General features: G+C 37.2%; 21 protein-coding genes, 1 pseudogene and 1 riboswitch. Of the genes and pseudogenes, 7 read left to right on the plus strand and 15 right to left on the minus strand.

From position 1 onward, the window contains the following. Positions 1-82 precede the first annotated feature (82 nt). Positions 83-604, minus strand: a pseudogene (locus tag HMPREF0877_RS09865) (NAD(P)-dependent oxidoreductase). 190 nt (positions 605-794) lie between these two features. Next, the gene (locus HMPREF0877_RS07805) at positions 795-1,382 is read right to left on the minus strand and encodes a TetR/AcrR family transcriptional regulator (RefSeq protein WP_002828787.1); all 588 of its coding nucleotides are present in this window, start codon (positions 1,380-1,382) and stop codon (positions 795-797) included. Between the two features lie 123 nt (positions 1,383-1,505). Between HMPREF0877_RS07805 and HMPREF0877_RS07810 the strand changes: the two genes are divergently transcribed. After that, positions 1,506-2,279 (plus strand): sulfite exporter TauE/SafE family protein, encoded by a 774-nt coding sequence (locus tag HMPREF0877_RS07810; RefSeq protein ID WP_002828788.1) that lies wholly within the window; start codon positions 1,506-1,508, stop codon positions 2,277-2,279. Between the two features lie 76 nt (positions 2,280-2,355). Here the strand turns inward: HMPREF0877_RS07810 and metK are convergent, their stop codons facing one another. From metK to HMPREF0877_RS07855, 9 genes are all read right to left on the minus strand, one after another. Beyond that, a complete protein-coding gene (gene metK / locus HMPREF0877_RS07815; protein ID WP_002828789.1) occupies positions 2,356-3,549 on the minus strand; it encodes a methionine adenosyltransferase in 1,194 nt (397 codons plus the stop codon). Between the two features lie 91 nt (positions 3,550-3,640). Beyond that, positions 3,641-3,728, minus strand: a riboswitch (SAM riboswitch). An 84-nt stretch (positions 3,729-3,812) separates the two neighbouring features. Then, complete coding sequence (locus tag HMPREF0877_RS07820) at positions 3,813-5,009, minus strand: coiled-coil domain-containing protein (RefSeq protein WP_138075720.1); 1,197 nt, start codon at positions 5,007-5,009, stop codon at positions 3,813-3,815. A 42-nt stretch (positions 5,010-5,051) separates the two neighbouring features. Further along, positions 5,052-5,342 carry a hypothetical protein gene (locus tag HMPREF0877_RS07825; RefSeq protein WP_040761013.1) on the minus strand — a complete coding sequence of 97 codons (291 nt, stop codon included), beginning with the start codon at positions 5,340-5,342 and terminating at the stop codon, positions 5,052-5,054. 199 nt (positions 5,343-5,541) lie between these two features. Beyond that, on the minus strand, positions 5,542-6,648 hold the full coding sequence (locus HMPREF0877_RS07830; protein ID WP_002828792.1) for an ABC transporter ATP-binding protein: 1,107 nt from the start codon (positions 6,646-6,648) through the stop codon (positions 5,542-5,544). A gap of 49 nt (positions 6,649-6,697) precedes the next feature. Beyond that, a complete protein-coding gene (locus HMPREF0877_RS07835; protein ID WP_002828793.1) occupies positions 6,698-8,539 on the minus strand; it encodes a glycoside hydrolase family 2 protein in 1,842 nt (613 codons plus the stop codon). Positions 8,540-8,557: 18 nt separating this feature from the next. After that, positions 8,558-8,929 (minus strand): hypothetical protein, encoded by a 372-nt coding sequence (locus HMPREF0877_RS07840; RefSeq protein WP_002828795.1) that lies wholly within the window; start codon positions 8,927-8,929, stop codon positions 8,558-8,560. Between the two features lie 9 nt (positions 8,930-8,938). Further along, positions 8,939-9,781, minus strand: a complete 843-nt coding sequence (locus tag HMPREF0877_RS07845; protein ID WP_040761081.1) for a carbohydrate ABC transporter permease — start codon at positions 9,779-9,781, stop codon at positions 8,939-8,941. 20 nt (positions 9,782-9,801) lie between these two features. Further along, positions 9,802-10,725: a carbohydrate ABC transporter permease gene (locus tag HMPREF0877_RS07850; protein ID WP_002828798.1), complete on the minus strand. Its 924-nt coding sequence runs from the start codon at positions 10,723-10,725 to the stop codon at positions 9,802-9,804. A gap of 30 nt (positions 10,726-10,755) precedes the next feature. After that, complete coding sequence (locus HMPREF0877_RS07855) at positions 10,756-12,018, minus strand: extracellular solute-binding protein (RefSeq protein WP_002828799.1); 1,263 nt, start codon at positions 12,016-12,018, stop codon at positions 10,756-10,758. Between the two features lie 217 nt (positions 12,019-12,235). Here HMPREF0877_RS07855 and HMPREF0877_RS07860 point away from each other — a divergent pair, with 217 nt between their 5' ends. The 6 genes from HMPREF0877_RS07860 (at position 12,236) to HMPREF0877_RS07885 (ending at position 16,270) form a co-directional block, all read left to right on the plus strand. Continuing rightward, a complete protein-coding gene (locus HMPREF0877_RS07860) occupies positions 12,236-13,144 on the plus strand; it encodes an ArsR/SmtB family transcription factor (RefSeq protein WP_002828800.1) in 909 nt (302 codons plus the stop codon). A gap of 55 nt (positions 13,145-13,199) precedes the next feature. After that, complete coding sequence (locus HMPREF0877_RS07865; protein WP_002828801.1) at positions 13,200-13,931, plus strand: alpha/beta hydrolase; 732 nt, start codon at positions 13,200-13,202, stop codon at positions 13,929-13,931. 151 nt (positions 13,932-14,082) lie between these two features. After that, a complete protein-coding gene (locus HMPREF0877_RS07870) occupies positions 14,083-14,505 on the plus strand; it encodes a cytidine deaminase family protein (protein WP_002828802.1) in 423 nt (140 codons plus the stop codon). Positions 14,506-14,768: 263 nt separating this feature from the next. Then, entirely contained in the window at positions 14,769-15,140 is a 372-nt protein-coding gene (locus tag HMPREF0877_RS07875) for a hypothetical protein (protein WP_002828803.1), read from the plus strand. A gap of 54 nt (positions 15,141-15,194) precedes the next feature. After that, positions 15,195-15,608: a GNAT family N-acetyltransferase gene (locus tag HMPREF0877_RS07880; protein WP_002828804.1), complete on the plus strand. Its 414-nt coding sequence runs from the start codon at positions 15,195-15,197 to the stop codon at positions 15,606-15,608. A gap of 221 nt (positions 15,609-15,829) precedes the next feature. After that, positions 15,830-16,270: a GNAT family N-acetyltransferase gene (locus HMPREF0877_RS07885; protein WP_002828805.1), complete on the plus strand. Its 441-nt coding sequence runs from the start codon at positions 15,830-15,832 to the stop codon at positions 16,268-16,270. Between the two features lie 419 nt (positions 16,271-16,689). On the opposite strand, the gene HMPREF0877_RS07890 is transcribed toward HMPREF0877_RS07885, so the two are convergent. Genes HMPREF0877_RS07890 through glpK form a run of 4 tightly spaced genes read right to left on the minus strand, consistent with a single transcriptional unit; the run spans position 16,690 to position 21,477 of the window. After that, the gene (locus HMPREF0877_RS07890; protein WP_002828806.1) at positions 16,690-17,376 is read right to left on the minus strand and encodes an MIP/aquaporin family protein; all 687 of its coding nucleotides are present in this window, start codon (positions 17,374-17,376) and stop codon (positions 16,690-16,692) included. A 5-nt stretch (positions 17,377-17,381) separates the two neighbouring features. Continuing rightward, complete coding sequence (gene tpiA / locus HMPREF0877_RS07895) at positions 17,382-18,155, minus strand: triose-phosphate isomerase (protein WP_002828807.1); 774 nt, start codon at positions 18,153-18,155, stop codon at positions 17,382-17,384. Continuing rightward, positions 18,155-19,966 carry an FAD-dependent oxidoreductase gene (locus HMPREF0877_RS07900; RefSeq protein ID WP_002828808.1) on the minus strand — a complete coding sequence of 604 codons (1,812 nt, stop codon included), beginning with the start codon at positions 19,964-19,966 and terminating at the stop codon, positions 18,155-18,157. Before HMPREF0877_RS07900 ends, tpiA begins: the two co-directional genes overlap by 1 nt. Then, positions 19,966-21,477 (minus strand): glycerol kinase GlpK, encoded by a 1,512-nt coding sequence (gene glpK, locus HMPREF0877_RS07905; RefSeq protein ID WP_040761015.1) that lies wholly within the window; start codon positions 21,475-21,477, stop codon positions 19,966-19,968. Before glpK ends, HMPREF0877_RS07900 begins: the two co-directional genes overlap by 1 nt. Positions 21,478-21,773 lie beyond the last annotated feature (296 nt).

The raw sequence follows: 21,773 nt of genomic DNA on the forward strand, positions 1-21,773 counted from the left end.
ACGTACAAATTCTGTACTATTTAATTATTCTAACATGTACCAAGCTAGGTTGGCTCGCGATAGTTTAAACTGTAATTTATCCTTACCCAAATACCCAACATGCACGCTTTTTATTTAAAGGTTTATCAGTTAATAGCGATGCAATTCTAAGTAGCGTCCAATCACAGTCAGATTGACGAACTAACTCCGTATATTTAACAATTGATTCATTACCTTTACGAATCATTGTCCGTCTTAATTTAAATTTTGTGCTATCAATATCAAGCGCATCCTGTGCACTAGTTGTTGATAACGCCACAAAGCGTTTGATACCAAATTCTTTTAGCGCCGTCAAAATATTTGCGATTCCCAAACTGATTTGTTGATCACTCTCCGGCTTGCCTGTGGGACCCAAGGCACTTACAACGGCTTGACTGCCTGAAATTGCCTGTTTAACCATGTTTAAATCATCTAACTGTCCTTCAACAACTTTTAAATTTTAGTCAGTCAAAGTCAATTTTGCTGCTTCTCTGACATAAGCAACCACCTGATAGCCACGATTCAAAGCCTGCTGAATAACTTGACTACCAGTTTTACTACTTGCGCCAAAAACTGTAATTTGCATTAAATTCACTTACCCTTTTTGCTAATATGTTGTATACTTTTTAAATTATTTTAACATTAAAACTAATACTGATCATTTTACAAGTGCTTGGAAGGGATTAGTTATTCTGAACAGAAAAAGACATCAAACCACCTATTTGAACTCGGTAGATTGACGCCTTCATACTTTAAAAACTGAAGCAAGTTTCAAACTATGTTTGATTTTTTAATGATAACCGCCATTGTAATTGTTCAGAGATACCATTATTAAGAATTTCTGTTATTAAATTTACAATTGCCGTTGCCTTTGGTCGATCCGTTCTCTTCATATAAAAAATAAGTGTCGTTAAAATTGTATTAGCTGTAATTTCTACTAGTAAATCAATATCAAAATCCTCCTTATCTAAAGGATAATTCAAATGCCTTTTGATAATTTCACTACAGAAATCGATGAGTTTTGGCCGAAAAGTTGTATTATGTTTATTTTCCAATAATACTTCATAATAATTTTTATACTGACTATAGAGCCAGCGACATTGTTCAATAGATACCTGAATATTATCACTTATTATCATCTTCTGTACGCTAGGTTGTGAAGATTTTGGTAGTAGGTGATTTTCAAACTGATTCAACAAATCATATATATCAGTAAAATGTGCATAAAAAGTACTACGATTACATGGTACTTGCTCAATGATCTCACGTACGCTAATTTGTTGTAGGTTTTTTTGTTGATATAGCGTCCAAAAAGCCTGCATAATTTTGTAATTCATCATTTGTTTTTTCACTATATTAACCATCACACGACTCTTTCTGATTTCACGTCTCCCAACAAAACAGTGCACATTGTTGGTTGTTTCTAATTAATATCTTTTTATAATTTTAAGTACAATATAAATTATATAAGGATAGGAAATTAAAATATGTCATTTTTATATTTAGTTATCGCTGGTGTAATCATGGGAGGATTCACTGTTATCACAGGAGGTGGCGCTGGGGCACTCTATGTTAGTATCCTAACTTTAGGTTTTAATGTCTCTCCCGTTGTTGCAACAGCTACTTCATTAGCAACTATGTTCCCAGTAGCAGCCATTAGTAGTGGTTTACATGCTAAATCAGGTAACATAAATTTTAAAATTGGCTGGATCATGATTGGTTGGGGCACTATCGGTGCATTAATTGGATCATACTTTTCTAATGATATCCCCACAAATCACTACAACCGCTTAATCGGTAGTATCATCATCTTGCTAACCGTCTTGATGATAATTAAAAAAAGGCAACCTGTCAAACTTGTTAAATCAGTCTACCACAGTAACAAATACACCTTTTGTCAAACCAGCTTTTTTGGTATTATCAGCGGCTTATTATCCGGATTAGTTGGCACGAGTGGTACAACAACAATTATTGCTGGTTTAACACTTCTTGGTTGCACAACATTTCAAACTGTTGGCACATCAGTATTTGTTTTATCTGGTATTTCGTTGGTCGGTTTTATTGCAAGAGCAACAAGTGGCTCTGTTGATTGGCTACTCGCTAGTATACTTGCTGGTAGCGCTATCGTAGGCGCCATTTTAGGTGCAAATTTGCTCAAAATTAGTATCGCTAAACAATCAAAATCACAAAACAATCAGATTGTCGATGCTTTGCTTATTTTAGGAAATTTGATAATGGGACTCGCATTACTATTTAAATAATGATACCTGCCATGAATGACTTACTCTAAAAAAAGGAGCTGTGAAATCAATTTTCACAGCTCTTTTTTATCATCATTTATTTATTGAAATATGCCTTCAATTCATCAACCTTGTCCAAACGTTCCCATGGCAAGTCCAATTCTGGACGACCAAAGTGACCATAGGCAGCAGTTGCTTCATAACGTGGCTTACGTAAATCTAAGTCTTCGATAATTCCAGCTGGACGCAATTCAAACAAATCGCGAATAGCGGCAACCAAATCATCATCAGATACCTTACCAGTACCGAATGTATTGACGTTAACTGAAACTGGCGCTGCCACACCGATGGCATAGGCAACTTGAATTTCAACCTTTTCAGCCAAACCAGCAGCCACAATGTTCTTGGCAATGTGACGCGTTGCATACGCAGCTGAACGGTCAACCTTTGTAGCATCCTTTCCAGAGAAAGCACCACCACCATGACGTGCATAACCACCGTATGTATCAACGATTACCTTACGACCCGTCATACCAGCATCACCCTTAGGTCCACCAATAACAAAACGACCGGTTGGGTTAATCAAATAACGTGTCTCATCATCAACCATATCTGCAGGTAGGATTGGCTTGATAATTAACTCACGTACATCACGACGTAATTGCTCCAATGATACTGATGCACGGTGTTGTGTTGACAAAACAACCGTATCAATACGAATTGGCTTATCATTTTCATCAAGTTCGACAGTTACTTGTGCCTTTGCATCAGGCAATAGGTAATCCAAAATACCTGCACGACGAACGTCTGCTTGCTTCTTTACTAACTTATGTGACAAAACAACTGATAGTGGTAGATATTCATCAGTTTCGTTGGTTGCAAAACCAAACATCAAACCTTGATCACCGGCACCAATTTGGTCAAGCGGATCAACGCCACCATCCTCACGTTGTTCAATAGCTGAATCAACACCTTGGGCAATATCTGGTGATTGCTCATCAATTGTAATACCCACATGAATATCATCAGCCAAGAAACCAGCATCGGGATCATCATACCCAATACGCTTCAAGGTCTTACGTACAATATCATTAATATTCACATATGCGGTCGTTGATACCTCACCAAATACATTAACATATCCAGTTGTGACAGATGTTTCAACGGCTGTTCGTGCTTGTGGATCTTCTTTTAGAACGGCATCCAAAATGGCATCTGAAATTTGATCAGACACCTTATCTGGGTGACCTTCTGAAACGGATTCTGACGTAAATAAACGCTTTTCTGACATGATTTATTAAATATCTCCTTTGCTAACGAAAATCAAAATAAATAACCCCGGCGACCACACATAGGCGGCACGTCGGGGTTTAGTCGATATGCGCCTATCTGCTAGAAATTACCACATCACCGTTACGGTAGTTGGTGTCAGCTCACGGGGTCTAGTCCCTCCCTGACTCTTGATAGGATGTCGAGTTATTTACTTTTTAATACTTAACCTATAATACTGATTTTTTTATTATTCCGCAAGTTATTTTTAGTAAGTGTCCTTAACTAGCATTCATCAGCTAACCCCAGTGCACCACTTACATAATCAAACATTGCGCTTGCCCCGGGGTTATTTGCAACCTTGATTTGTCTACCTGAACGTCGCAGCCGATGCGCTGCAGTAACCGTTTCATGATGCGCACCACGCATAACAATTAGTACAAAATCATATTGCGCTTTTTGCATTTCATGCATAATTTTATCATTACTAACATCTGATGGATCCAACCAGACGACATCGATACCTAAATGATTTAACTTTTTCGTGGCATTTTTAACTGTCTCACCCCACCAAGAGATAATCAATACCTGTTTCTTCAAGGACAGTATTGGACTAGTAGTTTCAGTTTCCTCCTGTGTCGGTTGCTGATCAATGACGCGCTTGTTTAGCTGACGAATCATCATCACATATCCCGTATCAGAACGTTGTCGAGCAGAGTAATAATAGTCTGTTGTCAGTGAATCTTGTGTAATACCATTTAAAGATATATCAGACAATGCATACACTTGCCCATTTTGATCAATAAATCGCCAGCATTCATCAATTTTTTCAAAGTGACCCTGTATTTGCTGCCATAAGGTCAAATCTTCCGCAACTAAATCATTATATTTGTGCACCAGACGAAGCAATGGGTGATAATCTTCAACACATGCAAAATTTAATTCACTGGTTAACTGTCGAATTCTCTCTGAACGGCTAATTGGTGCATCAGGATGGCTTCGCTTCTTGTACAAACGTAATTCTGCTTGCACCTCTGAGAATTTCTGTTTTAAGGATGCAATTTCTTCTTTGAAGGATTTATCATCTAATTTTGGACAAACATGTTTGATATTTGAAATCTGCTTGACTACTTTTTGACGATTTTGTTTTGTCTGTTTAATCCGGATTTGTTCACGAAGTGTACTCATTTCTGTTTTTTGTTTTTCAAATTCAAATCGGCAATCCAGAATTGTCTGTTCAAGTTGTTTAATCTTTGTTTGTAATTTCTCATTCTGCTTTTCTCTAATAATCAATTGTTTTGCCTGCTGTGCCAACTTTACCTGGGTACAGTCATATTGCTCCATTAATTGAATTTTTGCATCAGTTAATTGTCGAATACGTTGCTTCAACGACTGGTTAGCTCGCTTTATTTTGTCAGCTGTTTCTATCTGTACGTTGGACACAACAGTTAATTTAATATTTTGATAGAAATCGCTTTCCAAAATTTTACCTAATAATAATAAATTCAATTGCTTTAAAAATTTTTAAATATTGGTTACTTCACCAGTTGGCAAAACGACCTGTAATTGTCGCACCCGCAAATCATTTTTATAACGAATTAAACTTAAATTAAATGATTGTGTGGGTAATTTATCATCCAATTGTGACTGCAAAGGTCTTAGCATGATTTGACTAGTTTGGTTCAATTTATGCAATTGCTGACGTGATAATAAACTATCACTGGTATAAATCTTTTTTACAAAACTCTCAAAGTTCTTTATATCAGTGACTACTTGCTCTTTCTTTTCTGTTATGTGTTGTTTATTAAGCTTCATAAAGTAACCTTTCATCAGATAATTATAGTCAAATGTTACTTTGTTTCGTTTCAGAAAACAATATTTTTCATGACACAAAATTATACAAAAATTAAAAAATTAGCTTTGCTTTATTTACAAAAAAGTAGCACCATGTCCTCCCAATCAAATCGGAGTCCATGGTGCTACTTTTATATAAAGCGATTAATGATTTATTGAATTAATAAACTGCCATTTCACTTTCAGGGTCAAAGAAATGAGCACGGTTCAAATCAAAGCCAAGCTTCAATTCTGATCCTGTTTCTTTAAAATCGCGTCCATCTACCTTGGCAACAACTTCTGTATTACCAATTTTGCTATATAGTTGTGACTCTGCCCCAAGCAATTCTGAAACGACAATTTTAGCCGAGACAACTGCATTAGGGAACGTTTCCAAAAAGGCATTTTCTGTGTGCAAATCTTCCGGACGAATACCAAAGATTAGTTTTTTACCTTGGTAACCCTTGTCATTAAGAACCTTGGCACAACCTTGTGGCACTTCGAGTTCAAAATTACCACCTTCATCAGTGATTTTATCGCCCTTCAAAGTAATGTTAAAGAAGTTCATCGCTGGTGATCCAATAAATCCACCCACAAATACATTTGCTGGATTGTCATAAACTTCTTTTGGTGTACCAACTTGTTGGATTTTACCGTCTTTCATAATCACAATGCGATCAGCCATCGTCATCGCTTCAGTTTGATCATGAGTCACATAAATGGTTGTGGTATTCAATCGTTGATGTAACTTTGCAATTTCAGCACGCATTGATACACGCAACTTAGCATCCAAATTAGATAGTGGCTCATCCATTAAGAAGATTGGTGCGTCACGCACAATTGAACGTCCCAAAGCAACACGTTGTCGTTGACCACCAGACAAAGCAGCTGGCTTACGCTTTAGATAATCACTTAGTCCAAGAATTTCAGCCGCATCCTTCACGCGCTTATCGATCTCAGCTTTATCATATTTACGAATCTTAAGACCGAATGCCATATTATCGTATACCGTCATGTGTGGATACAAGGCATAATTTTGGAATACCATCGCAATATCACGATCCTTTGGTGACTCATTATTAACAACTTTGTCATCAATTTTCAACTCACCTTCTGAAATATCTTCCAAACCGGCAATCATTCGTAGTGTCGTTGATTTGCCACATCCTGACGGACCAACGAAAACAATAAATTCGCGATCCTTAATCTGCAAATTAAAATCAGTCACCGAATAATCTGAAGCATTTTCGTATTTTTTATAAATGTGATCCAGTGCTATTTGAGCCATGTGAACGTCACCCTATCCTTCTTTATATTTTCTTATTAAACCCTTTGTCTTAGTCCAAATTGTCTTCTAGAATATCAACGATTTCTTGATCCTTTTGTGGCGTTTCAACAAATGAACGAATGAAAAAGTCATTTGCTTTTTTGATGATTGCTGGATTGACTTTCGGTTCGTGATCAACCGTTAATAGCCCGTTAACTTCTTGTTCTGTATCAGCCAGTTGCGTATAGACAATGCCATACAAGCAATGCGATTGGCTGACAGCATGCATAATTCTTTGATACTCACTCACGAACTCTTCATCAGACTTTGCCCCGGTGTAACCCCAGCCTTCTGAAGGTGCTTGCTTGTTGTAACCAATCCCACCAAATTCAGTGAGTAGGATTGGTTGTCCTTTGTAAGTGAAACCATCAGCGAAAATATCCCATACTGGTGGGTTACGAATGATTTTCTCCCATGAACTTAATGTTTCAGTGTAATAATCATACGTTTCCAAATCATCTTTCGTACCATGCGCATAATTGTGAACGGCACAAATATCAGTTTCTGTTTGTGCCCAACCATCATTAGATTGTACAAGTCGAGTAGAATCTAATGAATGAATCATATGATACAAAGCTTGTGTGAAGTGTTGTTGTTGTCGATCAATGTGTACCTGTGGCACACCCCAGCTTTCATTAACTGGTACCCAAGTCAAAATTGATGGATGGTTATAATCTCTTTCGATAATCTCTAACCATTCTTGATACAAGGTCGTCTCAGCCTTAGGCGTGAAGACCGGCGCTGCCGCACATTCACCCCAAGTAATAAATCCTAGTTGATCTGCCCAATATAGGAAACGAGGGTCTTCAACTTTTTGATGTAATCTTGCCCCATTAAAGCCCATTTCCTTCGCTAACGTAATATCCTTTTTGAATGCTTCATCATTTGGTGCAGTTAGCAAACCATCTGGCCAATAACCTTGGTCCAAAACTAATTTTTGGTAATAAGGGCGGTTGTTTAAGTAAACCATCCCCTTTGACGTATGAATCTTACGCATACCAAAGTATGATGACACGTGGTCTGTTTGTGCATCTGGTGCTGTCGTTTCAAAATCAACAGTAAACAAATTAGGATGTTCTGGTGACCATAACCAGCCTTCATTGTGATATCCTTGCCGGAAAATATGTTTGCCCAACACATTAACACTTAACTCAAATGAACTTTCTTCCGGATAAATAGCAACTTTAGCTAATTGTTGGTCTTTAAATTTAATATCAGCAACAACTTGTGTACCAGGGATAAAGTTAGCAATCTCACCAGTCATTTTGACATTGCCTTTATCGATATCCGTCACATATTTAACTGTTGTCAAATTAGTTAATGGCTTCATTTCTAGCCAAACAGTCTGCCAAATACCGGTAGTATTGGTATACCAAATACCAGCACTTTCGCCTGTCCAATTTTGCTTGCCGCGCGTAAGCTCTTCATCACGAACCGGATCTTTAGCACGAACCGTTAAGACATGATCTTCACCAGCCTTAACATGGTCAGTGATATCAAAAGAGAAACTAGTATGTCCACCCACATGCGTACCAATGTGTTGCTCATCAACCCAAACATCTGTTTCAAAATCAACGGCTCCAAAATGCAAGATCGTTGCCTCATCAGCTGAAGCATCTACGGTAAAGTGACGTTGGTACCAAACAACACTATGTTCACTTTGATCGTCGATACCACTCAACTTCGTTTGATAAGCAAATGGCACTTCAATTGTCTGGTTAAAATCATGTTGTTGGTACCAATCTTCTTTAACACCTAAATCTTGGTCATCAAAGGCAAACTGCCAAGTACCATTTAAATTTAACCAATGCTCTCTTTGAAATTGCGGTTCAGGATATTCTGTACGGTACATACTTTTTCTCGCTTTCTTTTACTGCGTATTTGCTAAACTTTGTCTTTTTTTCTTTAAACTAATGATAATTGTGGCTGGCACCAAGGTACCGACTGCAATAATATCCATACAGAAGTATGAAATAATAATTTCAGTCACTAGAATTGGCATGATCCACTTGTTAATTTCTTTTTGTGGCAAGAAATAATAGGCAATTAATAAATTCGTTAATCCAGCTAAGATGAACATCGTGCCAATCAGGCCATTAAATGAACTAATTGGTACCAATTTATCGATGTCATTCATTTTTGTCATATTCAAAAAGCCTAAAACAATCGTGATTGCGCCATCGATAAATTGCCAAGCTGCACAAATAATCAATAATCTTTTATCCCATTTCTTATCTAACATATTTAACTACTATCCTTTCACACCTACTGACAAGGACATTGATTGCAAGAAGTACTTCTGTGCAACCAAATATAGGATGAACGTTGGAATGATCGCAATAATAGCACCTGCCATCAAGGTTGGAATATCCGCAACGTACATACCTTGCAATAACTTTAGTCCTGGCGTAATTGGCATCTTGTTAATGTCTGAGAACACAATTGATGGCCATAGGAAGTCATTCCATGTTCCCGTAAAGGTAAATAGCGCAACCACGAACAAAACTGGTTTAATCAATGGCAGAATAACAATTCTAAAGATTTGCCAATCACTGGCACCATCAATTCGTGCGGCTTCATCATACGCAATGGGGATGTTATCCATAAATTGTCGAATTAGGAAGATATTAAATACCCCTGTCGCTGCTGGAAAAATCATCGCCCATGGGGTGTTTGCCCAACCCAATGTTGTCATAATTTTGTATAGTGGAATAATGTTCATGACTGCTGGGAACATCATTGTTGATAGTAGGAACATGAACAAGGCGTTGCGCCCACGGAAGCGTAAGCGTGAAAACGCAAATGCCGAAAGTGATGTGACGACTAATACCAAAATCGTTGACCCACCAGAAATAACAATTGAGTTTAAGAACCAGCGAAAGACTGGTGTATTAGCTGTGTTTTCTAGTAAACGTGTGTAGTTAGTAAATATCCAGTGAATGGGCAAAAACTTAAACCCAACTGATTGCATTTCAAGGTTACTCTTGAATGATGACATGACACCATACAATAATGGTGTCACCCAAACAATTCCTAATACAATTAGGAAAATGAGCGATAACCACTGAACTGACCCTTGTTTCTTATTTTTCATGATTTTCTCACCTTCCCGCATTAATCTTTATTTCTTAGAAGAAATAGTTGAACCATTGAAACGATTGTTATACAGATACCTAGGATGACCGCCATAGCTGATGAGATACCAGCTAACGATTGTCCAGATCCAAAGGCGTTTTGTTGCACATTCATCATCAATACAGTCGTTGATCCGTTTGGTCCACCGTTGGTCATCATTAGTGGTTGTCCATAAATGTTAAACTGTGAAATGGTTGTTGTCACAATCGTAAATAACAATTGTCCACGAATACTTGGTAACGTGATGTGAATAAATTTCTTCCAACGTGAGGCACCATCAATATCTGCTGCTTCATAGTAATCTTGTGGAATACCATTTAAGGCTGCTTGGTAAATAATCATATTGCCACCGATTGTCCACCAGACAGTCAAAATAACAATCGTCATCCATGCCCAGGGTTGTGTTCCTGTCCAAACTTGGTTCAAATGGAATAGTGTATTCAATGGACCATAGTTAGGGTTGAAGATTAGTGACCAAACAATAACAACCGCTGAGATTGAAAATAGACTTGGTAAGTAGAACAACCCTTGGAAGAATTTTGCGAATGCTGGTTTTGTATTTAGCACAACCGCCAATAGCAGTGGTACTAAAATACAGAATGGTACCGAAATCAACACGAACAAAATCGTGTGCCATAAACCACTCGTTAATTGGTCATGAAATATTGAATTTGAGAACAATATCGTTTTGAAATTATCAAAACCAACGAATACAGGTGTGCGAACTAAATCCCATTTCGTAAACGCAACATAGATTCCAAAAATCAATGGGACAAAAAAGAATACTGTGAAAATAACTAAATGCGGTAGCAAATACAATATCGGAAGGCTTTTCCCATGAGAGCGCCGCGACTTTTTGCGATCCGTACTAGTACTTCCCGACTTAAAAGGAATATCTGCCATTTGTGTTTCACTCCTATCAATATATTTTGACTAATCTGCCATTTGTGCATCAACTTCGTCTTGTACAGTATTTTGTAGCTTATTCAAATAACTTGAAATACTTGTCTTGCCAAAGACGGCATCATAAGCATATCGATCTAAGTAATCAGCTAAGTAACCGTTATAACGATAATTAAATATCCGTAATGATTTTTGCTCAGTCTTATCAGTCAACAAGAATGATTGTTGCATCTTTTGATATTCTTTATCCTTAGTAATAGCCAATGTTGCTGGATTTTGACCAGCCTTTGCCCACTCTAATGAATGTGTACGTACCCAGCTAATAAACTGTAATGTCGCTTCAGTCTTTGCTTTATCACGCTTAGGTTGCTTTAATAACACAAATTGGTGACTTGATGACCAGTTAACCATTTTGTCAGGATCATCTGATAATTGTGGTGCGTTCGTTACCCCATATTTGACATCAGATTCTTTAATTTGATTATTCATCCAAATACCTTCTGGGAAGAAGATTTCTTTGTTCGTTAAGAACAATTGCATTGGATCTTGACCATCTTGAGATGTCACCTTCTGATCATGTAATCCCTTGTATAATTGGATAACCTGTCGCGATTTTTTATTATCTAAATTCGGATTCTTACCATCCTTTGTTAGTTCACCACCTAGTTGCCCATACAGTGATAAGAAACTTGGCTTCCACCATGTTAACCCTAGACCAGTGATGCCATCTTTTTGTGACTTCTCACCAGCCGCTTTAATTTCATCAAAAGTCACAATATTGTCATCAAGTGCATGTGGTGCATACTTTTTGACTAAACTTTTGTTGTAATACATGAAGGTTGTATGTATGTCTAGCGGCACACCATATCTTTTGCCCTGGTAGGCACCGTTTTCCCATGCTTCAGGTACATAGTTTGATTTATTAATATCAGAAAAATCACCTAAGTAAGGATTGTAATCATCGAGTAACCCATTATGCACATAATCCTTAATACGCTCTACGTGAACAATTTGTAGATCGGGAACCCCCTTCTTAGAATTAACAATCGTCGGAATCTTTGAATACATATCTGATTCAGTCAGTGAAACATTCTTCACCTTGTACTCAGGATTCGTCTTATTATATTGATTCACTAACTTTTGCATACTTGTACCATCCGGCCCAGTGAATGGATTCCAAAAAACAATTTCTTTATTGGAATCTGCATGAATTACTGGATTAAACACTTCTGTTAGCCCAAATGATAGGCAAAATGATGCAATTGTTGCCCCAAAAATTTGTGCCTTTTTCATAAATAACCCCTCTTAATAAATCTACATTGTTAAATGATTAACATTATTATTAACCATCCCAATGACTGAATTATCACGCTTTATGAAAGCGCTGTCAATACTATTGAAACAGTATTGAAAGCGGTTAATTATATTGACAACTATCGACTTTAGACGGATAATCAGCTTTATAATAATTAACGCAAAAGTTAACTGATTTTATAACGGAGGCAATAACATGGACATCGATATCAGTCCAAATTCTTTGCGCGTGTATCAAGCCTTAGATTCTGAGGTTAGACTAGAAATCCTTGAAATCATTTCGAGCGAAACAATTACCGCAACAGAATTAGCCCAAAGAATGAATATCAGTAAAGCGGCTATCTCTAAAAATTTACACATTTTAGAAAAAGCCAACATTATTAGTTTTAAGAAGGATGCTGATAATCGAAAAAGCTACCCCACTATGAATATTGATCAGATTAATATCCATTTTCCACAAAAAATATTCCCAGAGTATTATAAAAAAACTTATGACATTCCTATTGGTAACTACTTTGCCATTAATCAAGTCATGCCATCTTGTGGTTTAGCCTCTGAAAACGCACTAATTTCAAGCATGGATGACGTCAATGCGTTTTTCTCTGTCGAACGCTTTCGATCACAAATCTTGTGGTTCACACAAGGAACAATTGAATATATTATTCCAAACGAGCTACCTGAGGACGGTAAAATTGAGATGATTGAATTTGAGTTAGAAATGGCGAGTGAATTCCCACTATCTAATAATAATTGGCATTCTAAAATCGGCTTTTGGATCAACGATACCTTTGTTGGTGAAACTGAATTGCCAGGTAATTATTCTGATGTGCAAGGAAATTACACACCTGACTGGTGGCCCGAAAAATTTAGTCAATATGGTCTACTTAAACATCTTCGAATTGGCGAACTGGATACTTCTGTTGATAGTAAGAGCATTTCAGATGTTAAAATCAGTGATTTACATTTATCAGACAGCAAACGATTAGCTTTAAAAATGTCCGTTTTGCCAATCGAAAAAGATACTTATGGTGGTCTAACACTTTTCGGTGAACACTTTGGTAATCATCGTCAAAATATCAAAGCGAACGTCTACTATTCTGAATAAAACGAACCATCGTTTATTTCTAAATACAATTAAATTATTTTTAGGGGGAAAAATAATGTCTTTAATTCACATCACACGTTTTTCAACAACTTTACAGGAACACTTAAAAGCTAGTGTTATCTTGCCAGATGTCATACCAAACAAACCCTTACCTACCATTTGGTTACTGCATGGACTAGGAGAAAACGGTACCTGTTGGGAACGTTTTACAAGTATTGAAAATCTTGCCATGCAATATCAAGTTGCAGTGATTATGCCAAATGTTAATCGCAGTTTTTACATGGATGAAGCCAATGGTTTACCATATTGGACTTATTTAACTGAAGAATTTATGCCAGAAATACGCCATATGTTCCCGCTAAGCACTTCACGTGAACAAAACTTTGTGGTGGGAAATTCTATGGGTGGTTTTGGCGCATTAAAGTTGGCTTTCAGTCATCCCGAGTGGTTTAGTGCAGTTGCCGCATTATCTCCTGCTGTTGATTTGCGCGATATCATTCCGATTATGTCTGATATTTCACGTGTGTTTGGTCCAAAATTACCTGAAAGCTATCTAGAAGATTTGGCACTGACTGCACCAAAGGAACAATTACAATCAATGCAGTGGTATCGATCAATTGGTGATCAAGATTTTATGCGTGTTGCCAATGATAATTTCACAAGTTTCATGAATTCATTAGACATCAATGAAACATACTCAGTCACACCTGGCGATCATGATTGGTTTTTCTGGGATGATGAAATTAAAAAAGTTTTTGCTTGGTTACCATTACAAGCGAATAATTAACTAATAAAGATTATGCAGACAAAAAATCCCCTAGTATTGATACTACGGGGAACCATGTATTTTTTATTATGATAAAATCATGATTAACTAACATTATAGAAGAATCATTTGAGTTGTTAGAAAAATATTTTTATTTAGCGGGGAAATCGTAATGGATATATGGGAACAAATGTATACAGCAGCAAAGAAAGAATACCATCCAGAGGATGTCACACCATTTATTTACGCACACAATGTTGTTAGTGCCATTGAAGCCGAAAATGGTGAAATTTTTACCGGCTTTTGTATCGAAAGTTGTAGTGGTGTTTGTAACTTATGCGCAGAGCGAGTAGCAGCACTTAATATGTACACTAACAGTGGTCAAACTCATATCAAACGACTAATCGCTTTTAGAGACAAGGCACCTGTTGCAGACGAAAATAATAGTCTACCTTGCGGTGCTTGTCGCGAATTTCTAATGCAACTGGATTCAAAAAACAAAGACACCGAAATATTAGTCGATTACGAAAATAAAGAGACCACTACTTTAGAAAAATTAATACCAAATTGGTGGGGGTTATCTCGTCAAGCTTAGTAATTACAAAGTAGTTTTATAATAGGCGGTCTGTGCATTAATTAGTATTTGCCCTTTTCAATTCTTGATAAAAATTCCCCCATTAACCATCCGGAAGTTAATGGGGGAATTTATTTGTAATAAATTTTATTAATTGCTGTTCCAGTAAACTTCTAAACCTCATCAGTGTCCCACGTGAACACATTATTTGCATAATTAGCTATTTTTTATGATACTTAGGGTCAAAGTAATTAGGTTAAAACATGGAAAGAGGGTGAACATGCATGAAAAAATTTGATAATTTATTGAAAAATAATCCCTTGTATTTTTTACTCTTTTTAACATTTTTAATGGCTCTATTTAAAATACTGCTAAATGTCATTCAACGTCGTCCAATATTTAATGACATTGATTCAGTATTTTTCATTGCTGGATTCTACTTGGTTTCTTGGATAATAACCAAGTTATTTCATTCTAAGTATGTCAGAGTTTTTGCTGCCTTTCTAGTAACATTTACCTATCTTTCAGTTGAAATGTTCTTTGATGGTAGTTACGTTAATTATACGTCTTTCATTGTTACCGGTGCCGTAGCTATCTTCATAGCCGCAATGATGAGCTTGATCATGAATTTAATTGACTCAAAAAACAATAGATAAAATTATTCTGAAAACAAATTAGCTGTGTTTTTATGGAGGATGCAGTGAGTTTCAATGACTAAAAGCATAACTATTAGGCCATGTCGAAAAAGCGAAAACTTTTCTGAAATTTCCAAGCTATATTTAAAAACTTGGAAAAGTGCTTATAAAAATTTATTGCCACAAAATTTACTTACGCAATTAAACGAACATACTTGGTCACCACAAAAAAGATGGCAAAATACCCTTATTGCAGAAAACGATTTAAAGATAATTGGTGTTTGTAGCTTTGGACCATCGAGATCCGATATGTTCTCGAACTACGGTGAGGTATATTCAATATATATCGATCCTGAAAACCAACATATAGGAGCTGGTTCACAACTTCTAAAACAGGCATTAAATGACTTAAGGCAACATGGTTACCATTCTGTTTTTCTATGGGTGCTTTATAATAATATGCCCGCTATATGCTTCTATAAAAAATGAGATTCAAAACAATTGGAAATCCTAGAATAGATAAGTCAAAGCTAGGAGAAATCAAGGAACAAGCAATGAGTATCTATTTAAAATAGACCTATTCTGCACCAGATTGTAGATCACCTTGCCGATCAGTTAAAAAGTTAGTTATATCCGAAATAGATTTCGAACCCAGTACACCCAATCCAAGAGGCAACTTTTTAACCTTAATTGAGAGGAATAGTATTAAATTGATTAAAAAATTAACCAAGATAAATAAGCAACAATTGGATCAAATACTAGATATTTGGTTGAATAGTAATATTGAAGCTCACAATTTTATTTCCAGAAATTACTGGTTGAATAACTATGATTTCGTTAAAAATACCTTACCTAAAGCCGATATTTATGTTTTCTATCAAAATAGTGAAATAATTGGTTTTTTAGGCCTAGATAAAAGTTATATTGCAGGTATTTTTGTAAAGAAAAAAGCACGTAATAATGGCGTCGGTAGAGAGTTATTAGATAAAGTCAAAAAAGAAAAGAATGAATTGATCTTGTCGGTTTACGAAAAAAACCAAAAGGCAGTGAGATTTTATAAGCAGAATGGCTTTGTATTCAAATCAAAGTATACTGAAAATGAAACCCAGCAAGTAGCATATGAACTATTATGGAAAGGTACAAATGATTAGTACTAACAATTTGTTTTAGATCATGCTTTGAACGTATATATCATTTTATATTTTAGATCTTAGGGATTTTGAACTTTTTATGTGGTCACATTTTTAATAATCCAATCCTTAAAAGGCACTTTTATGTCAGAAAAAGAAAAGCATCTAAAGAAGACGATTTCATGGCGCTCATTTTTCATTCTTTTGATTACTTTACTGCCTACGCTCTTTATATGTACACCTCAACATCATGTACATTATTAATGATAATGTTTCCCATTATATATTATATAATTAGTATATTTTAATGAATTTTAAATTATAGATTCTAATCACGCACTAATTAAAAAGCCTGTTTCCGAGTACAAATCAGAAACAGGCCTTTAATTAACAAAATATATTTAAATATCTACTTTTCTAATACTTCAAAACACAACCCACTAATCATTCATAATAAAACGATCGATCAATGCCCCAACAATTGATCCAACAAATGGTGCTGTGAGGTAGACCCACAAATCTTGCATTGGCAACCCACCAGCAAATAATGCTGGGTATAATGAACGCACTGGATTCATTGATGCACCAGTTAAGTTACCCGCAGCAAAGACCAAAATAGCAATTGTTAGTCCCACTGCAATTGGTGCTTGCAAGTTATATGATTTCGTCTTTTCATTGTTTAATACCAAGATAACAACTAACAATACTGTGGTCAAAACTACCTCGACCAGAAAAGCCATACCGGCAGATATATTAGGAAATACCGTACCATTCAGATTATTCTTAGCTACTTCTGTTGACCAGCTTAAGCCTGCCCCTTTGAGGTAAGCCTTGTAAGTTAAAGTCAAAAACAATCCACCAATAAGACCACCGACTAATTGTGCAATAACATAGACAACTGCTTCAGCCGCCTTCATTTGCTTTGTTAAAAACATCATCAATGTCACAGCTGGATTAAAGTGTGCCCCAGACAATGGTCCAAAAGCATAAACCAAGACGGCTAGTGAAACACCCCAACCAATTGAAGGTCCTAATAAGTCATTATATCCACCCATAACGACTAAAGCAGGTCCAAAAAACACCAACAATGCTGTTCCAAAAACTTCCCCAAAAATCTTCTTTTTCACTTTTTTTACCCCTCAATTGCATCATTAACCATTTGCAAGAATGCAGCTGGTTCTAGTGATGCGCGACCAATTAACAACCCATCAATATCTGCTAAGCCAAGAATTTCTTTCGAATTTTCTGGCGTGACTGACCCACCATATTGGATGCGAATTTTATCAGCGACTTCTTGTGTAAACAAGATAGCTAATGACTGACGAATAACCCTAGCAGAGTGTTCGATTACTTCTAGTGATGGCGTCTCACTTGCGCCAATTGCCCAAGCTGGCTCGTAAGCAACCACAATATTTTCCGCCCTTTGTTTATCAACACCTGCTAAGCCCACTGCAATCTCTGTCAACGGTGCCATATCCTCGTCATCCGGGTTATAGCGTGTCGTATCTTCAGCAATTGCAACAATTGGTATCAACTCGTTACGTAGTGCTGCGGTAACCTTTAGTCCCACTGATCCATTGGTTTCCTTAAACATTTTACGTCGCTCATAGTGACCGACAATCGATCCTGACACACCAATATCAGCCAAGGCAGCTGGTGATGTTTCACCAGTATATGAACCTTCATCAGCCCAGTGCAAATTTTCAGAAATCACAGCGACTGGTATGTCCAGCTCTTGACTCTGTTTAACCATTTCATGTAAATAAATATCTTGCGCTGCAATACCTACCCTTACTCTTTTAGGATCTGGCAGTTTTCCTTGGATTTCTTGTAAGAAATCATAAACTTCGGCAACTTTTTTGTTGGTCTTCCAGTTTGCAACAATTAAAGGAATTCTCCCCGTCATTAATTTAACTCCTCTTTTAGCACTTTCAATTGCGCTTCATCACGTAAATGTACATATTCTGCTGTCATAGCTTGCTTTGTCTCATCAGACCAATCCAATACCTTAGCCATTTCATCAATCACAGGTTCTTCAATGCGTGCTAAATCTTCTGATTTAAATAATAGATAGTTCGTACGACGTAAGAAATAATCAATTGGCCGTAGAACAAATTCTTTATCTATGGCGTAATGCAACATACTTGTTTCAGCGACAGATAGTTTAGGTGCTGAAACTCCTGATTCAATGTATGCAATGATTTCAGGCGTATTAGAGCCATACAAATTTGCAATCTCCATCGCTTTAACTTCATTCACATCATGTTTTTCTAATTCTTCCGCATACTTCGCAAGTTCACCATCAACATCATTTGGATTAAAATGGCCACCTGATACTGGATATTTAGTTGAATCAATCGGTGTCACTGCTTTATCAAAGTTGTCAGTAAGGAGTTTTGTTAATGCAGTCATCGTTTCTGATGCCATCAAACGATAATCCGTTAACTTACCACCTGATACATTAACAATGCCATTCTCTACATTAATTTGGAAACCACGTGAAACACTTGACGTACTCTTTTTAAAGCCAGTCAGATGATCTAATTGTTCGTCTACTACCTGACGTTCAATTTCATGGTTAAAATACTGATCAAGCTTTTCATCTAAGGTATGCAAGCTTTCATCCGATGCCACCTTCTTAGCAGTATTGCCGTTATAATCACCGACACCACTGATCAATGGACGCAAACCAGCCCAACTTGCTTGCACATCATCAATGGTAATATGCGCATTAGGGAACCGACGATTAATTGCCGTTAATAGATAATCAACATCCGCCTTTTCTACCTTTGGATGCATATAATCCCCGGTATAATCAGTATCAGTTGTCCCAAAGTAGGTCTTATTGGCACGTGGAATAACGAATAACATGCGACCATCATGGAAACCAGAATCAAAGTACACCGTATTTGGCACTGGTAAACGATCCTGATTAATAACTAAATGCACACCCTTTGTCGGACGAATCGCATCGCTGGTGGTTTCATCCGCAAATTTTGTAATCGTGTCATGCCAAGGACCGGCCGCATTTACCACAACTTTTCCTTTAATATCAAATAATTCCTTGGTAAAAGTATCTACCACACTAATTCGTTTTTCTGACCCATCAGCCACAACTGCGGTAGCTTTTAAATGACTAACAGCGACAGCATCATCACTCACGGCTTGTTTAATATTTTCAATGGTTAAGCGTGCATCATTATTCTGATAATCAAGGTAAATTGCTAATCCAACCAAGCCTTCATTATCTAACATTGGTAGATAATCATGGGCTTCTTCGGCTGACAACAACCGATGAACATACGGACTATCATCAGGTACATTGGCCAACTTATCATAAATTTCCATGGCAATTTCAGCACCCATCGGCGTGAATGTTGCTTCAGGTTCATCATAAAGTGGCATTAACATATGCGATGGACGCGGAATATGTGGTGCAACCTGTTGCACGCGGGCACGTTCTGAAACGGTGTCAGCAACCACATCAACATCAAATGTCTTTAGGTAACGAATACCACCATGTACCAGTTTAGTTGAACGACTACTTGTTCCTTCAGCAAAATCCTGCATATCAATAATTGCTGTGCGTAATCCTGACGCAGCTGCTTGAAGCGCAATACCAGCACCTGTAATACCAGCACCAATAATGACGACATCAAAATCTTCATCTTTTAATTTTTGAATAGCTGCGATACGTTGTTTACTCTTAAATCGCATTACTTCGTGCCTCGCTTCTTAGGTTTGAAGACCCGAGTAGCTTTAACAGCCAATTGCCATCCTTCATACAATTCTTCCGCATCTTCTACGGACATCTCTGGTTTAAACGCCGTTGCTTGTTGGGTCATCGTCTTTAATTCATCAATGTCTTTCCAGAAACCAACAGCTAAACCGGCTAAGAATGCTGATCCCATAGCAGTTGTTTCAACATTGGCAGGCCGTGATACTTCTGTTTGTAACAAATCTGATTGGAATTGCATGAGGTAATTATTCATCGATGCACCACCGTCAACGTGCAACTTAGCAATATCCAGACCAGTATCCTTGCGCATAACATCAACAACATCACGACTTTGGTAAGCCAATGATTGCAAGGTTGCCTTCACAAAATCCTCACGAGTTGTGCCACGGGTCAAACCAAAGACTGACCCACGCGCCTCTGAATCCCAATAAGGTGCACCAAATCCTGTAAAGGCTGGTACAACATAAACTTCATCTTCATCTGCCGAAGCATTGGCCATATCTTCACTTTCTGGACTTTGCTTAATCACGCGCATGCCGTCACGTAACCACTGCAATGCTGAACCAGCAACAAAGACTGAACCTTCAAGCGCATAAGTTACCTTACCGTCAATACCGTAGGCAATGGTTGTTAACAGCCCATTCTTTGAAATCTTTGCTTCGTCACCCGTATTCATGACAACGAAGGCACCAGTACCGTATGTATTCTTAACATCCCCCTTATCAAGAGCCAGTTGACCAAACAATGATGCCTGTTGATCACCTGCAATTCCCGCAATTGGTACCTCAGCACCAAAGAAGTGGACCGGAATAGCTGTCCCATAAACTTCTGAAGACTGGCGAACCTCTGGTAACATCTTTGCCGGAATGTTCAACAAGTCTAATAATTCTTGATCCCATTTTAAGTTCTTAATATCAAACATCATGGTACGAGAAGCATTGGTGTAGTCAGTAATGTGCACCTTACCACCCGTTAATTTCCATACCAACCAAGTATCGATGGTACCAAACAGTAATTCGCCATGTTCTGCTCGACTTTGAGCACCGCTGACTTGATCCAAAATAAAACGAATTTTAGTTGCCGAGAAATAAGCATCTGGAATCAATCCAGTTTTCTCTTGAATCATTTCTTGATAACCATCAGCAATCAACTTTTCAGCAATTGGTGCTGTTTGACGTGATTGCCAGACCACCGCATTGTAAATTGGTAAGCCAGTTTCCTTATCCCAAACAATGGTTGTCTCTCGTTGGTTAGTAATCCCAACACCCGCAATATCATTAGGATGAATACCTGATTGAATTAGGGCTGTAGCAATCACTGCTTGAACAGCAATCCAGATTTCATTAGCATCTTGCTCAACCCATCCTGGTTCCGGATAGAACATTGTGATTTCACGTTGTGCTGATGCAATAATCTTGCCTTGCTTGTCATAAATCACGGCACGAGTACTTGTTGTCCCCTCGTCAATTGATAGTACATACTTTTGCATATTAATACCCCCATTGGATAACTCAACCACACAGACGACTTTTCAGATTGTTGGTGGTGTAAGCGTTTTCTAACAACTCATCCAGCGTACAACGAAACAATAAATTTCACAATGTTCATTTTTAATTCAATTTAAATCATTAAAAAGTTCACAAAACAGTAATTTATTAACTGATTTGTGAATCCATTTCATAACTACACAGGTAAAATATTGTCCTAATGCATGCCATTGAACTTTCATTATACCGACGTGTGAAATTGTTTTACATTTTTACTGTTTATGTAATTTGTATAATG

The organism is Weissella paramesenteroides ATCC 33313, assembly GCF_000160575.1.
Classification (GTDB): domain Bacteria; phylum Bacillota; class Bacilli; order Lactobacillales; family Lactobacillaceae; genus Weissella; species Weissella paramesenteroides.